We start from the raw sequence: 16,243 nt of genomic DNA, 5'->3' as shown, positions 1-16,243 counted from the left end.
TTCTAATTTATATCTTTTTCAACAAACATCTCGTCTTTAAATCCAATTAAATACAGTTTCTCCTTGGCTCTTGTAATTGCTGTATATAACCAACGTATATAATCTCTGTCCATACCATTTGGTAAATAAGGTTGCTCTACAAAAATAGTATTCCACTGTCCACCTTGTGATTTATGACATGTAATTGCATAAGAGAATTTAACTTGCAATGCATTAAAGAACTTATTATTTTTTACTCCTAAGAAACGTTTGTAGTTAGAGGCTTCATCTTCATAGTCCTTAGAAACCTCTTGATACAACCGATTAGATTCGTCATAACTTAATGATGCGCTCTCTACATCAATCGTATCTAAAAGTAAAACCGTTTCAAAAGGTCGCATATTAGGGTAATCTACCATTTTCACTTTAACTTCAGCAAATCTAAACCCATACAATTCTTTAATACTGAAGATTTCGAGAACTTCAATTATATCGCCATTGGCAATAAAACCGGCTTCCGTTGTTGGTTTAATCCAAAAGTAATTATTCTTAACTACCATTAAATAATCTCCGGCTGATAGTTCGGTTTCATTAAACAAAATACGCTGCCTGATTTGTTGGTTATAAGCATTTGCACGTTTGTTACTTCTGACAATAATAGCAGTTTCTTCGTAACCATTTTCACTGTAAGCGTCATTAATAGCGTCCATAATCTCGTATCCATCAATTAACCGTACACTATCTGTAAATCCATCTAAATCGAATTTGAAGCTGTCGTAAAAATTAGATTCTAAAACCGCTCTAAGTTCTGTAGCATTGCTCAAAATGCCTGAATCTTGTTCTTGTCGTACCACTTCATCTAACTCAATACCAATAACATCCTTGTTATAATTTAAGCTCAACTTGTTTTCATCTAAAGCTGGACTCAAATCCGATTTTACTGGAGGTAACTGGGCTTTATCCCCAATAAGTAATAGTTTACACTGATGCCCAGAATATACGTATTGCATTAAATCATCGAGTAAAGAACTACTTTCAAAGGATTTTGAATCTGAGGGCGTGTCTGGTATCATAGATGCTTCATCAACTATAAAAATTGTGTTTCTATGCTTATTGGGTTGCATTACAAATTTTACTCCTCCACCCTTATCTTTTTTTGGGAAATAGATTTTCTTATGAATAGTGAATGCTTCCTTTTTAGAATAATTTGAAATTACCTTGGCTGCTCTTCCTGTCGGAGCTAATAAAATAGCACTTTTTTTTGCTTGCCATAAATTAGAAACTATGGTGCCTATGATACTTGTTTTACCTGTTCCGGCGTAGCCTTTGAGAAGATAAATTGAATTTTTATTAGTATCAAAAATAAATTGAGAAAGCTGCATTAACACCATATCTTGCTTAGAAGTTGGCGTGAATGGGAACTTAGATTTTAATAGCGAATAGAATGCAGAAGCATTAGAAATCATAAAGAAATAAATATATAGCAAGATAGTATTATTCTATATTTTTCAGACACATAACTCATTTAGTTCGATATTTTTAGTCATTTTTATTTTAGATAGTTTTAACCAACAAAAAAAAATTGTAGATTTGCGATAGACCTAATTAATAAACTCTCATATATGATAATTTTAGCAATTGTATTAATTATACTATTGACCATCGCTATTGTTTGGTTGATTGACAAGTTTGTTCCAAAGAAAATGAAGCCGCTTATTCACCTTGTACTTTGGGCAATAATTATTTTCTTAAGTTATTCAACGTTCATGTCTGTATACCAAGAAATTAAATTCAATAAGCTTAAGGTTGAGCGTTACAAAAAAGTTATTGATCGCCTAATAGATATTAGAGATTCTGAATTGGCATATAAGGATGTACATGGTAAGTATACTGATAATTTTGATTCGTTAATAAGTTTTGTTGAAAACGGAAAAGTGCCTATTAAACAAAGACGTGATACGTTAGTATTAGATGTAGAGAGAACTGCAGCTTTTGGTGGTGTAGAAACTTTTAAGACATTAACTATAATTGATACCTTAAGTTTTTACTCTGTTAAGGATTCAATTTTCGGTGGTAGTGATCGCTATAAAACAATGATGAATGTTGGTGTTGGTAAAGAAGGAGCAAAATTTGTACTTAAAGCAGGAGAACTAGAAGAAATACCTGTATTTGAAGCTAGTGTAGAAAAAGCTGTGATTTTAAATGACCAAGAAAAATACCTAATCGAAAAAGAAAACCAAGTGGTTTCTGTAGATGGTGTTAATGGATCTAGATTAACTGTCGGTTCTATGGAAGAAGTATTCACTAAAGGAAACTGGCCAAAGACCTACACAACGAAAGAATAAGTTTGAAAAAAAATAATATTAAAGAACTGTCCATTCAAATTAATTTGAATGGGCTTTCTTTTTGTATTCTAAATAGAGAAACGAAATCCATTGAGTTTCTCAACACAATTACATTTGCAAATAAGCTAACGCCAAATGATATTCTAGACCATCTCAAGGCAGAATTAAGTAGTAATACAGCATTTTCTGAAGATTTTGATGCCGTTATAGTGATTCATCAAAATGAGTTAGCAACTCTTGTTCCTAAAAATTTATACAACGAAAACAATAAGGCAGACTATTTAAAATTTAATTCTAAAATTCTTAGAACTGATTTTATCACAGAAGATGATATTAATATAAATGAAAGTATAAATGTTTATGTACCATACGTAAACATCAATAACTATATTTTTGAAACCTTTGGCGAGTTTATTTACAAACACTCATCTAGCATACTAGTGGATACTATTTTAAGTAAAGAAAAAGCTACAGAAGAGCCAATCGTATATATAAACATTAATAAAAATACCATTGAATTATTAGTTATTAATAAAGGGCAACTTCAATTGTTTAATGTTTTTGAATATCATAGTAAAGAAGATTTCATTTACTACATCCTATTTGTGTACGAGCAATTAAAACTCGATGTAGAAACCACTCCAATAAAATTAAGTGGAATTGTTGATAAAGATGATGAACTTTATTCCATTTTATATACCTATGTAAGACACATAGATTTTATCGATACAGATTTTAAATATAAAATTTCGGAAGGGATTAAAGATAAAACTGTTCACCATCATTATCTTATTTTAAATTCCTTTTAATGCGTATAATATCTGGTATTTACAAAGGCCGACGAATCACAGCTCCTAAAAAGCTACCTGTTAGACCGACAACAGATATGGCTAAAGAAGCACTTTTCAATATCTTAAATAATCAGTATTATTTTGATGATATATCCATTTTAGATTTATTCTCTGGCACCGGAAATATTAGTTATGAATTTGCTTCAAGAGGTACAGAACAAATCACAGCCGTTGATGACAATTATGGTTGTATTAAGTTTATCAACGAAACAGCTGAAGCATTTGAAATGTCTATTAGTACTATAAAAAGTGATGTTTTTAAGTATTTAGAAAAATCCAAGCAACAGTATACGATCATCTTTGCCGATCCACCATATAATTTTGAGCTTGATGCGTTTTCTAAAATCCCAGAATTGGTATTTGAAAATCAACTATTAGAAGACGAAGGTTTACTGATTATAGAGCATTCTAAACATACTGATTTAAGTGCTTTAAAATATTATTCGCATTATAAAAGTTATGGAGGTAATAGGTTTAGTTTTTTTAAAAATTAGCTGATTATCAATATTGTAGCCTAATTCCTAATTAAATATATTCACTAAATTTATATGCCTTAACAGATTATTCTGTTAATATTTCTACATGTTTCTTCTTCAATTGTTATGGTTAAACGCTATTAATTAAAACCAAACAATTATGAAAACTTTCAAAACAAGATTTTTGATTCTAATGACTGTGTTATTTGCATTCAACCTTGCAAATGCACAAGACGAACAACCAACAATGTTTGCAGTACACACAGACAATGTTACCTTTGACATGATGCCCAAGTACGAGGAACTGGCTAAAAAATTAAAAGAAAATTGCGAGAAATATAACATTGATATCAACTGGACAGCTATAAGTGTCGAAGATGGTCGCTATGTTTATGTAACTCCAATTAAAAACATGGCCGAGTTAGATGAAAATCCTATGGGCAATTTAGCTGAAAAAATGGGTAAAGAAGCCATGGGCGAAATGTTTAATGAAATGGATGATTGCTACGATTCTCACAGTGATTCTGTTATCCATCTAATGCCAGAATTGTCATATATACCAGAAGGCTATAGTACTGAAGGAAAAAACCATCGTGAGTATCATTTTCTTTATTATTCGCCAAAGAATGCAAAAGAGATGAAAGAAGGTATGGCTAAAGTAAAAGAAATGTTCAAAACAAAAGGTGTTAAAAATGGCTACAGTGTTTACCATAGTGGTTTTGGGAGTGAAGAAAGTTATTATATGGTTTCAGTCGCTGGAAGTAGTGATTTAAGCATCGCTCAAGGTGGAGAAGAAAATGATAAACTTTTAGGAGATGATAAAGATGCAACTTTCTGGAATGTAATAAAATTAGCAACAAAGTACGATCAAGTAGAAGCAGATATCAGACCAGATTTAAGTTATAGTCCATCGGAGGAGCAATAGTATAGATATTTTAATATTAATAAAACCCTTTACACAACATTGTAAAGGGTTTTTTATATCTAAGCAAATCTATAAGCCGAATTCTGTACTCTAAAGAGTCCTTATCATTTATCTACATTTACTGTTACCAGCAAACTTAAGCTGTCTACCCTCTAGCATCGCGCGTGTACGCTCAAACACTAGTTTACATGACATTGCACCACATAGAGTTTACCTGGTTTCACTACAGCATTACCTGTACATACTTTCTGTTGCACTTTTCCTCACCTTTCGATGGATGGCTGTTAGCCACTATGATTACACTATGGTGTTCGGACTTTCCTACCCTAAATAAATTAGAATCGATAAGGCGATCTACTTGCTGCAAAAGTACGTAAATTGTTAATAACTCATACTAAATTTAAGTCCTAACAATCGGCTATTTATAGGTTATTCTTAAATTTGTAATTCAGTAAAATTACAATGGAACATTTTGTAGTATCGGCGCGCAAATACAGACCACAAACCTTTAAGGACGTTGTTGGTCAGCAAGCTATTACAAATACTTTACTGAATGCCATTGAGAACAATCACTTAGCACAAGCTTTATTATTTACTGGTCCGCGTGGTGTTGGTAAAACAACATGTGCACGTATTTTGGCTAAAATGATTAATAGTGATGGTGACACTAAAGAAGATGAAGATTTCGCTTTCAATATTTTTGAATTGGATGCAGCATCTAACAATTCGGTTGATGATATTAGAAACTTAACAGACCAAGTCCGTATTCCTCCTCAAGTTGGAAAATATAAGGTATACATCATCGATGAGGTACACATGTTATCTCAAGCTGCTTTTAACGCGTTTTTGAAAACCTTAGAAGAACCACCAAAGCATTGCATATTCATTTTAGCAACTACTGAGAAGCATAAAATCATTCCAACGATTTTATCGCGTTGTCAGATATTCGATTTTAAGCGTATTACAGTAACAGACGCAAAAGAATACCTAAGGTACATTGCTAAAGAACAAGATATTTCTGCAGAAGACGATGCCCTGCATATCATAGCTCAAAAAGCAGATGGTGCTATGCGAGATGCATTATCAATCTTTGATCGTGTGGTAAGTTTTTCTGGTAAAAACCTAACTAGACAAGCGGTTACTGAAAACCTTAATGTACTAGATTACGAAACTTATTTTACCAGTACAGACTTAATTTTACAAAATAAAATTCCTGAGTTATTGGTGCAATTCAACACCATACTCTCAAAAGGCTTTGATGGTCATCACTACATAGCTGGTTTAGCATCTCACTTTAGGGATTTAATGGTTTGCAAAAATCAAGCAACAATAGAATTACTTGAAGTTGGTGAAGACACCAAACAGAAGTATATTGAGCAATCACAGAAAACTTCTAATAGTTTTCTAATGAAAGGCATTCAGCTGGCTAACGATTGTGATTTAAAATACAAGACTAGTAAAAATCAGCGCTTACTCGTTGAACTGACACTTATGCAATTAGCCTCTATCACTTTTGATGGAGAAAAAAAAAACAGTAAGCATTTCATAATTCCTCCTTCTTACTTTAAGGCTAAAGGTATTAATCCAATTCCTGTAAAAAAGCCAGAAGTAGATAAGGTTAGAACTTCTGAAAAAGAAACAGTTACTGAAATACAAGTCATCCAAAATGAAACGCTTTCGGCAGTTGCAGAATCTGCAGTCATCCCTAAAATATCAATTAATAAACCCAGTAAAATTACTTCGGGATTATCATTAAAAAGTATAAAAGAAAAGAAGGAACATCTCATACGGCAAATGGATGTGGTTATAGATGAAGATGATTTACCAAAAGAACCAGTTACACAAGAAGCCCTAACTAAGGCATGGAAGGCTTATACAGCTAAAATGGACAAAAAAGGTGAAAAAATTATGGCATCAATTTTACAAATGGATGAACCTAAATTAAAAGACACTACCATACATCTAACCTATTCCAATAATACCAATAAAATTGAATTAGAACGTGCAGAATTTCCTTTAATGGCTTTTTTAAAGAAGACATTACTTAATTATGATTTAAAACTAGATATAACTGTTAATGAAGAAGTTGCTAAAAAATACGCCTTTACTCCACAAGAGAAATATGAAAAACTAAAAGAGAAAAACCCAAATATTGAGCTTTTGCGAAAAACTTTTGGATTAGATATTTAGTACTATGAAAAACTTACTTGGACTGTTATTAATTTTAGTTACTGCTTTTACAAGTTGTGAGGGAAGAAAAACACACGACCAATCATTGGCTGAAAGTATTGAAGAATTTAATAAAAAAAATACATTAATAGAAAAAGTTTCATACAAACCCGAAATGTATACTGAAGTTGCAACAGATACAATTCTGAGTAATGGTTTCAAGGTAAATGTTAAATATTTTTCTGATATGAATAATCAAATATTAGACGAAGTAATTCAGGAAGGTATTATCTACAAAAGGAATTATAGAGAATTTATTGCTCAAATAAATATTTCTAAAAATGGTAAAGAAATTTTTAATGGAATAATTGATAAAAATTTCATTAAAACTCAAAAAGACTTGACTCCAGACTTTATAGATTTCACAATAATGAGTAATGTATTGATCAATTTTGAATCTGTTGACCATAAAAATTTAAATCTAGAAATTTGGTTTAAAAAGATTAAAACTGATATTCATAAAATCTATACTTTAAAATTTGATAAAACGGGAATGTATAAAATAGAAGATAACGGAGAAATCGAATTTTAACTATGCTAGGACTAAAATTACCAACAGACCCAAGATGGGTTAATATCGTTGAAAAGAATATTGAAGATATTTTGACTGACCACGCTTATTGTGAGCAAAAAGCAGCGAGTACTGCCATTTCTTTAATTGTCAGTTTCCCTGAATATACTGAGCTTATAGAGGAAATGATTGAACTTGTTAATGAAGAAATGAGCCATTTTAAAATGGTTCACGATCTTATACTTGAAAGAGGTTGGATACTTGGTAGAGACCGCAAAGATGATTATGTGATTGCTTTGTTAAAATTCTTCCCAAAAGGAGGAAGCAGAACAACACAATTAGTCCATCGTCTTTTATACGCAGCATTAATTGAAGCCCGCAGCTGTGAACGATTTAGGCTACTATCTGAAGAACTTGAGGATAAAAAACTTGCTAAATTTTATAGAAAATTAATGATAAGCGAAGCTAGTCACTACACTATGTTTTTAAATTTTGCTAGAAAATATGGAGACAGAAAAGAAGTGGATGAAAAGTGGGAACAACTTCTTGCTTATGAAGCTGAAATAATAAAAAATCTAGGAAATAAAGAAACTATTCACGGATGATAGTTCACTTTCTATTCTAAATAAATATTATAAAAAAGCCTCAACATAGTTGAAGCTTGTTTTATTTAGTTATTAATAAGTTTCTAAACTTATATCTTTATTCCAAATCCAAATTGAAGCACGTGGTTTTTTGCTTTATCATCTGTAAAATCTTGGTCTAGGATATTACTAAAACCATAAGTAGCTCTTGCGTCTATAAATAATTCGTCTGTAATCATATATTCTAATCCAACAACTCCAGAAGCCGTAAAAGTTGCAAATCCATCTCTATCCTTCCATGTTTTTAAGGCAGCTTGTGGACCTACTCCTAAAATAAAACGATCAGACAATGAAAATCTTAATAGAATAGGCATTTTAATATAGTCTGCTCTAATAGATTCATCTTTACCACCTTCAGCAGACCATTGTAACCCAGTTAATAAAGATACTTTATCAGTAAAACCAAAATCTACAAATCCACCAAAAGCAAATCCGTTACGGTGTTGATTTGCAAAATCTGCATCAGGATCAAAATCTAGATTAGAAATATTTAGCGCGCCTCTTACACCGTATCTAATCTCTTGTGACATACAAACGGTTGTGAACGTTACTAATACTAAAGCAAATAAATATTTTTTCATAATTTTTAATTTGAAATGGCAAATATATATTAAAATATAAAAATCAAATGAATTTACAGATTTTCATAGAGAAAAATCGGACAAATGGATACTTTTTCCTAAATGACTAAACCACTACGCTAGAAACGGTTTCGAAATACATACTTTTTATAATTCCATCTGAGAGTCCAATTTTTGGTACAAAAATGTCTTTTGCTCCACTCCATTTCATTGCAGATAAGTAAATACGTGTAGCAGGAATTATAACATCTGCTCTATCTTGATTAAGGTTTAATTTAGAAATACGCTCTTCATAAGAATAATTCTGAAGTGTCTTATAATAACTTGTTAAATAGAAATAAGTTAAAGGTTTACCTATATCTTTTCCTGAAATTTTAAATATTTTATTAATATTTCCACCAGAACCTATCAGCGCTATTTTATAGTATTGTTTGGTGTTTTCTTTTATCCAATGCTCTAACTCTAACCAAGTTTCATTTTTAACAATATCATTCAATAACCTTACTGTTCCTATTCTAAAGGATTTTGACTGTATTTTTTTACCATTATGAATTATGGAAAACTCAGTACTACCGCCACCAACATCAACATATAGATAGGTTTTATTTGGATCTATATAAGTATTCAAATCAGTAGCAGCTATAATTGCAGCTTCCTCTTCACCATCAATAATATCTATATTAATACCTGAGGTATTCATTATCTTTTCTGAAAGTTGTAAACTATTATTAGCTTCTCGCATAGCTGATGTGGCACAAGCTTTATAACGAGTAACACCATGAGACTTAATTAAAAGACTAAAAGCCGTCATAGTATCTACCATACGCTCTTGGTTATATTCAGATATTTCGCCTTTGAGAAATACATCAGCTCCCAATCTAATTGGCACACGTACTAATGAGTTCTTTTTAAAACGTACAGGTTCATCATCTTGCTCAATAATGTTTGAAATTAATAACCTTACTGCATTAGATCCAATATCTATAGCCGCGTATTTCTGTATCTTCAGCATATTATCTCTCTAATTTATTTAAGTAATAGTTATATGTTTCAAACTGGGCTCTTACTTTTGGTTTGTCATTTCTGCGATATGTATTATTTTGTGTTTCATTGATGATTCTTGCTTTTACGTTATCGTTCCAGCAAATATTAAATAGATCTTGTAGCTCCAGTTTAATATCTTTGTCATATATCGGACAACTTACTTCCACTCTAGTATCTATATTTCTAGTCATCCAATCTGCAGAAGATATATAAATTTTTGGGTCATTATTGTTCGCAAAAATATATAATCTGGTGTGTTCTAAAAATTTATCAATTATACTTATTATCTCAATATTTTCGCTCATACCTTTAACACCAGGAACTAAACAACACAGTCCTCTAACTATCATCTGTATTTTAACACCTGCTCTACTTGCTTCATATAATTTATCTACCATTTTATAGCTACTTATACTATTCAATTTTAGTTTTATATAAGCTTGCTTCCCATTTTTAACACTTTCTATTTCGTTATCAATTAATGCAAATAACTTGGATTGTGTGTAATGAGGAGACGTAATAATATGTTTATATCTGTAAATTTTATAGTTGACCTCAAAAAAATTAAATACTTTATTTATGTCTTTTAGGATTTTAGCATTGGCAGTTAACAGTGTAAAATCAGTATAGATTTTTGCTGTAGATTCATTAAAATTACCTGTGCTTATAAAGCCATATCTAACTAATTTATCGTTTTCTTCGCGTTCAATTACACACATTTTGCAGTGCACTTTTAAACCTGTGACACCAAATAGCATTTTAATACCTTCATCTTGCATTTGCTCTGCATAGTTAATATTTGCTGCTTCATCAAAACGCGCTCTAAGTTCTATAGACACAGTTACTTTTTTACCATTTTTTGCCGCATTTATTAAAGAACTTGCTACGTGCGAAATCTGTGCTAACCTATAAATAGTAATTTTTATAGTTTTTACTTTAGGATCTAATGCAGCTTCTCTCAAAAACTTAACGATATACGAAAATGTGTGATAAGGTGTATAAACCAAATAATCTTTCTTCGCTATGGTTTTAAAAATACTATCTTCTAGACTCAGGCCTTTTACAGGAAGTGGTTTAATTTTATCATAAAGTAAATCTGTTCTTCCCAAACTTGGAAAACTCATGTAATCTCTACGGTTATGATAGCGACCGCCAGGTATTATACTTTCCTTTTTATGTATAGACATGCGTTCTAACAGAAAGGCTAACGTATCTTCTTCAATACGCTTATCATAAACAAATCTAACAGGATCACCACTTTGACGATCTTTAACACTTTCTGATAACTTATCTATAAAACTTTTACTTAAATCACTATCAAAATCTAACTCACCATCTCTAGTGATTTTAATCATATGTGCACTTATATTTTCATAACTAAATATGTTGAAAATATCATCTAGACAATATCTTAAAATATCATCTATCATTATAATATAATTACTGCCATCTTTACTTGGCAGCACAACAAATCGATCCATTTCTGAGGAAATTTCAACTAAAGCTACTTGAAACTTACCATCAGCGTTTGTCATTTTTACTGTTAAATATGCCGAAATGTCCATTAATTCAGGTAGAGCCACATCTTCATTTAACATAATAACTACAAGAGCTGGACTTATTTCTTGGTAGAAATAATTCTTGATGAACTCATGATGTTCTTTGTCTATTTCTGTTTCATTTATTATATAGATATTTTCATTTTCGAGCTCTTTATCAATTTTATCAAGAATTTCTAAACTTTCAGTTTGTTGCTCAATAACAATTTTTGTGATTTCCTCTAAAAGATCACCAGCTTTTATGCCACCTAGCTCACTTTTACCACCTTTCCCTGCTTCATATATTCTTTTAACTGTTGCATATCTTACTTTAAAGAATTCGTCAAGGTTATTTGAGAATATCCCTAGGAATCTTAAGCGCTCTATTAAGGGGACTCCTTTATCTGCAGCTTCTTGTAATACTCGAGCATTAAATTGCAACCAACTTAATTCTCTATTTATATAAACGTTTTTGTCTTTTGTCATTATTTTAATTCCTTTGGAATAATAATCAATTCAGTAGTGCCTTTTTTTAAATCTTTCCAATGGTCAATATCAAAATTCAGCTTTATTAATCCGCTGGTTGGAAGATTTGCTATAAAAGTGCTTCCAAATATATTAGAAATTGATGTGAAAGCATGATTGTGACCAAAAATCATTATCTCATTGCAATCATTTGGTAATTTTTTGATAAAATTGATGACACTTTCACCTCCAAAATCATATAAATCCTCAACTACCTCAATTGAATTTTCTGACAAATCAAAGATCTTAGTAAAAATCTTACAAGTACTTAGTGCTCTATTTGCTGGACTAGAATATATCTTTTCAGGAATATTATGATGCTTAATAAATTGATTAGCAACTAATTTAGCATCATTAATTCCTCTCGTTTTTAGTGGTCTATTTTTATCAGAAACATCAAATTCCCATGATGATTTACCATGTCTTATTAGTGTAATTTGTTTCATACTTAATCGATTAAATGCAAATTAATTCGATAAAAGGTTGCGTATTTCCGTTTTAACGATTAAATTGCCGACTTAACTCTAATGTTTGTTTATAATTTAAGTTATAAGTTCTTTTGTTTGTGTAAAATTAATGTAAATGACCCCAAATCAAAAATATATTAATCCATTCTATTTTTCATTTACTTTAATAATACTTCCCTCTATTTTATCAAGAACAAAATTAATGTTGGTAAAGACTAACTAGTTTAATCTTAGGATTAATACTACGCCTCCTTTAACAGCATCATCAACATTATAAGTTATTATGTACAGTATGAGAAAAAAATACAGTAGTATTTCTGTCGTAAATTTAACAAAGGCTATAGTTATAGCTTTATTTGTTGTTTTACCAAATTTAATAACAGCCCAACAAAAACCTTCAATTCAGACAGGTGTAACTTTTCAATGGGCAGATACACAACCTAACGGAACTTACCCAGCGACTATTGAGTCAGTTACCATAAACGGACAAGTATATAGTACTTTTGTTGTGCCTTCTAACTATGAAATGACCAGGCTTGGCCCTAATGGCCATGGCCCAAATCATATAAGACAAAACGGTTCTAATATAAGAAATGGAAGTGGGAATCCTGTTTGGGAAGCAGATGCCTTAGTAGCATTTCAAGACAAAAATTTAAATCACTTTTTCTCTGCAAGTTCTAATGGAGACAATATTTGTTTAGATTTTGATGCCGTAGAAACTACTGATGCACAAAAGCAAACTATTTTTTATAACCCATCCATTCCTGCTAATGAAGGTGGTGTTTTAGCTGTAACAGAACGAAATGCTAACAATTGTTTTCATATCGCTATATACGGAAATCCTGTTGGAGGTGGTCCAGAAGAGTTTCTAGGAGAAACTTTTGTTAGACCTAATAACTCTAGTTTATACAATCCGTATTTTATACCCAATCAAGAACCTAATCCTGGCACTGATTATTGGAAAACAGACCGTGTTGTAGATAGTGATAAGACACTGGGTATGGCGTTGTTCTATTTGAGCGATATAGTACCTATTGGTTCTAATATTACAAAAATTGAATTTAACGCTTCAACGAATGATCATGGTGATGGTAAGTTTTTAATTATGCAGAAATATGCAGTTGATAAACACCAAACCAATTGTATCAATGAAAAATATTCTGGTGATTTAGCTTCTACTAATAACGCACCAGAGAATTCTACATATCAACTTATCTCCGGACCATCAACAACTGGTCTGGATTTTGAGTTTAATACAGATGGTACTTACAGTTATACTCCTGCTGATGGCTTTACTGGTGAAGTAACTTTTAATTATAGTGTATGTTTACCAGCACCTAATAATACTGTATGCGACGAAGCTACCGTAACTATTACTTTTGTTGATTTACCAGAAAATCCAACATATAGTCTTTCTTGTGGTTCCGCTGAAGATACATATACAATTTCAGTGAACAGCCCTCTAGGTCCTGAATATGAATACTCTATTGATAATAGCAGCACTTATCAGGCATCACCAGAATTTAATGATTTACCTGAAGGAACCTATAATCTAGTGGTAAGGAACACTTATACAAATTGTTTTAGTGACTACTTAGGTAATCCAATAATTATTGACATAAGTTTAGAATTAGACGTACCAAACTCACTTACAATTGAAGGCTGCGATACTTCTGATATAACGAGCTCAAACGCTATATTTCCTTTTAGCGATACAACGTCTGGAGATGTGAAAGATACATTCGCATCCAACCCAGATTACAATGTCTTTAGTGCATTAGATATTCAAAGTATCATATACAAAGATAGTGTAGCCTTTAAGGATGATTGTTTAACTACAGTATCAAGAACTTTTACCCTCACAGATATTTGTGGTAATACTGCAACTACGATACAAACTATTACTGTAGAAGACACAAAGCCACCAACTCTAGATGCCAATGCATTTGACTTAACGGTTCAGTGCAGCGAAAATAGCCAAGCAGCATTAAATAATTGGCTAAATACTAATGCTAGTGCATTTGCTTTTGATGACTGTGGTAGTGTTACTTGGTCTAATAACTTTAATGGGCTTACTGATGGATGTGGAGAAACCGGTTCAGCAACAGTAACATTTACTGCAACAGATCCTTGTGGAAACGCTACATCTACAACAGCAACATTTACAATAGAAGATACTGTAGGACCAACATTTGTAGGTTTTCCTTCTGATGTAAATAATGATATACCAGAATGTGTAAATAAACCTATTTTAACATTCAATAACTATTTAGAAGAATCTGGTGACGGGGATAATACGACCTTCTTAGAAGGTGAAGTATTTAGATTTAGTGATGTATCTGCAGATATTGATGCTCTTGTTACTATTGTAGAAACAGTAAACGCATCCCTGCCTGTACTTGATGATAATGCTACAGGACCAAGTGCACTTAAACCAAGAACAGCATTTGAGATAACAAATATTGGAGATCGTGCATATGTAGAATTCCAAATTGATTTTGTTAATTCTTCAACAGGTGATCCTGCAAGTTTACCAGAATTTTATACAAATTTTAATGATATTGATGGTAATTCTAGTTATGGTGAAGTTAACTGGACTCAATTTTCATCTAGTTACACAGTTAACGACCCAACAGATTTAACTATTACAGAAGAAGGGTCTTGGATTGTAGCTACTGCAGGAATGATAGAATATACTGGAGTTACAAACGTAAATCCACAAGCAAATATTACAACTAAAAATACCAACTCTAGTTCTTATAAATTTAGATTAGGAGCTGTGGCTAGAGCCGCTAATGTATCGAGTTCTGGGAGACAACATAATATTGAGTTTAGTTGTATATCAAACTATACAACACCAGAAACAACAACAAATGAAATTACTTTAGAATGTAGTGATTTACAACCAGCCGAAACATTAACAGCAACAGATGCATGTGGAAGCGCAGCAGTAACTTTTCAAGAAATAAGAACTGATGGCGATTGTGCTAACACTTACACATTAGAGAGAATATGGACAGCTACTGACGATTGTGGAAACGAAACTGTTAGAACACTTATTATAAATGTAGAAGACACGACTAATCCGACTTTCACTACACCTGATGATATTACAATCCAATGTGATGTAGATGTTAATGATTTAAGCATTGTTGGAGATGTTACAGATGAGAGCGATGGATGTTCACCTTCTTCGGCAGCATTTGATTTTGAAGCAACTTATACAGATGCTGTTACAGCTGGTAGTTGTGATAATGAATATACAATTACTAGAACTTGGACATTAATCGATGAGTGTGATAATACTGTAACAGATACACAAACCATTTCTGTTATTGATACAACTAATCCTAACTTTAATGAAAGTTTACCTACTGATACTACCGTAACATCTGATACTATCCCAACGGCAGCAACCTTAACAGCTTCTGATAGTTGTGATACCGATGTTGAAGTGACTTTTTCAGAAACACAAAATGGTAATGATTGTGATGCATCTCATGATATTGTGAGGCAATGGATCGCTGAAGATAATTGTGGCAATACTGTAGAACATACACAAACAATTACAGTAAACCATCCTATCCTTTCTGCAACTATAGATACGGTAAATGATGTCGATTGTTATGGTGAAGCTACTGGTGATATCTTTATCAATGTAACAGGTGGTAACCAGCCTTATACATATTTATGGAGCAATGGAGCAACCACTGAAGATTTAATAGATGTTGTTGCGGGGACATATTCTGTAATCGTAACTGATGCAAATGGTTGTAAAACTACAAATCAAGGCACTATTAATGAACCTTCTGATGATTTATCAGCTTCGATAACTTCACAAACAGATATAGTGTGTGTTGGATTAGGTGAGATTACAGTTGAAGGATCTGGAGGTACACCACCTTATTCATACTCAATAGATAACGGAGTAAATATTGTTACAAATGGAACATTCACAGATCTTGTTGAAGGAAGTTATTTTGTTGATGTTTTTGATGTAAACGGATGTAACTTTAAAATTGCAATCGACATACTAAAAAACTGTACCTATGCCATTGCTGATATCAACAATACATTTGTAGATCAACCTGTCTCTGGTAACGTATTAACTAACGACGAAGACTTTGA

General features: G+C 31.9%; 13 protein-coding genes and 1 other RNA gene. 8 read left to right on the top strand and 6 right to left on the bottom strand.

Features of this window, described 5'->3' with window-relative positions; all coding sequences use genetic code 11:
* Positions 1 to 2: 2 nt before the first annotated feature.
* Positions 3 to 1,445, bottom strand: a complete 1,443-nt coding sequence (locus Q0822_RS17200; protein WP_299126116.1) for an ATP-binding domain-containing protein — start codon at positions 1,443 to 1,445, stop codon at positions 3 to 5.
* A gap of 156 nt (positions 1,446 to 1,601) precedes the next feature.
* Here Q0822_RS17200 and Q0822_RS17195 point away from each other — a divergent pair, with 156 nt between their 5' ends.
* The 4 genes from Q0822_RS17195 to Q0822_RS17180 all read left to right on the top strand — a co-directional run bounded on the left by Q0822_RS17195 (position 1,602) and on the right by Q0822_RS17180 (position 4,576).
* A complete protein-coding gene (locus Q0822_RS17195; protein WP_299126114.1) occupies positions 1,602 to 2,324 on the top strand; it encodes a hypothetical protein in 723 nt (240 codons plus the stop codon).
* Positions 2,325 to 2,326: 2 nt separating this feature from the next.
* Positions 2,327 to 3,133 (top strand): DUF3822 family protein, encoded by an 807-nt coding sequence (locus Q0822_RS17190; protein WP_299126112.1) that lies wholly within the window; start codon positions 2,327 to 2,329, stop codon positions 3,131 to 3,133.
* Positions 3,133 to 3,669: a 16S rRNA (guanine(966)-N(2))-methyltransferase RsmD gene (rsmD, locus tag Q0822_RS17185; RefSeq protein WP_299126109.1), complete on the top strand. Its 537-nt coding sequence runs from the start codon at positions 3,133 to 3,135 to the stop codon at positions 3,667 to 3,669. The genes Q0822_RS17190 and rsmD overlap by 1 nt, the downstream gene beginning before the upstream one ends.
* Positions 3,670 to 3,811: 142 nt before the next feature.
* Positions 3,812 to 4,576: a hypothetical protein gene (locus tag Q0822_RS17180; protein ID WP_299126107.1), complete on the top strand. Its 765-nt coding sequence runs from the start codon at positions 3,812 to 3,814 to the stop codon at positions 4,574 to 4,576.
* Between the two features lie 56 nt (positions 4,577 to 4,632).
* Here Q0822_RS17180 and rnpB read toward each other — a convergent pair.
* An RNA gene (rnpB, locus tag Q0822_RS17175) (RNase P RNA component class A) lies at positions 4,633 to 4,937 on the bottom strand.
* A gap of 101 nt (positions 4,938 to 5,038) precedes the next feature.
* On the opposite strand from rnpB, the gene dnaX reads away from it, so the two are divergent.
* The 3 genes from dnaX to Q0822_RS17160 are packed head-to-tail and all read left to right on the top strand — an operon-like array spanning position 5,039 to position 7,921.
* On the top strand, positions 5,039 to 6,766 hold the full coding sequence (dnaX, locus tag Q0822_RS17170) for a DNA polymerase III subunit gamma/tau (protein ID WP_299126105.1): 1,728 nt from the start codon (positions 5,039 to 5,041) through the stop codon (positions 6,764 to 6,766).
* A 4-nt stretch (positions 6,767 to 6,770) separates the two neighbouring features.
* Entirely contained in the window at positions 6,771 to 7,337 is a 567-nt protein-coding gene (locus Q0822_RS17165) for a hypothetical protein (RefSeq protein ID WP_299126102.1), read from the top strand.
* A 2-nt stretch (positions 7,338 to 7,339) separates the two neighbouring features.
* A complete protein-coding gene (locus Q0822_RS17160; RefSeq protein ID WP_299126100.1) occupies positions 7,340 to 7,921 on the top strand; it encodes a tRNA-(ms[2]io[6]A)-hydroxylase in 582 nt (193 codons plus the stop codon).
* Between the two features lie 89 nt (positions 7,922 to 8,010).
* Here Q0822_RS17160 and Q0822_RS17155 read toward each other — a convergent pair whose 3' ends face one another.
* From Q0822_RS17155 to Q0822_RS17140, 4 genes are all read right to left on the bottom strand, one after another.
* On the bottom strand, positions 8,011 to 8,541 hold the full coding sequence (locus Q0822_RS17155) for a porin family protein (RefSeq protein WP_299126098.1): 531 nt from the start codon (positions 8,539 to 8,541) through the stop codon (positions 8,011 to 8,013).
* Positions 8,542 to 8,647: 106 nt separating this feature from the next.
* Complete coding sequence (locus tag Q0822_RS17150; RefSeq protein WP_299126095.1) at positions 8,648 to 9,553, bottom strand: rod shape-determining protein; 906 nt, start codon at positions 9,551 to 9,553, stop codon at positions 8,648 to 8,650.
* Between the two features lies 1 nt (position 9,554).
* Positions 9,555 to 11,609: a polyphosphate kinase 1 gene (gene ppk1, locus Q0822_RS17145; protein ID WP_299126092.1), complete on the bottom strand. Its 2,055-nt coding sequence runs from the start codon at positions 11,607 to 11,609 to the stop codon at positions 9,555 to 9,557.
* Positions 11,609 to 12,094, bottom strand: coding sequence for a histidine phosphatase family protein (locus Q0822_RS17140; RefSeq protein WP_299126090.1), 486 nt, complete (start codon positions 12,092 to 12,094; stop codon positions 11,609 to 11,611). The genes ppk1 and Q0822_RS17140 overlap by 1 nt, the downstream gene beginning before the upstream one ends.
* Before the next feature lie 313 nt (positions 12,095 to 12,407).
* Here Q0822_RS17140 and Q0822_RS17135 point away from each other — a divergent pair.
* A partial coding sequence (locus Q0822_RS17135; protein WP_299126087.1) for an Ig-like domain-containing protein occupies positions 12,408 to 16,243 on the top strand: 3,836 nt, incomplete at its 3' end.

The organism is uncultured Winogradskyella sp. (assembly GCF_947496485.1).
Taxonomy (GTDB): domain Bacteria; phylum Bacteroidota; class Bacteroidia; order Flavobacteriales; family Flavobacteriaceae; genus Winogradskyella.
Note: the sequence above shows the minus strand (reverse complement) of the source record. Positions and strands in the feature narration are given on the sequence as shown.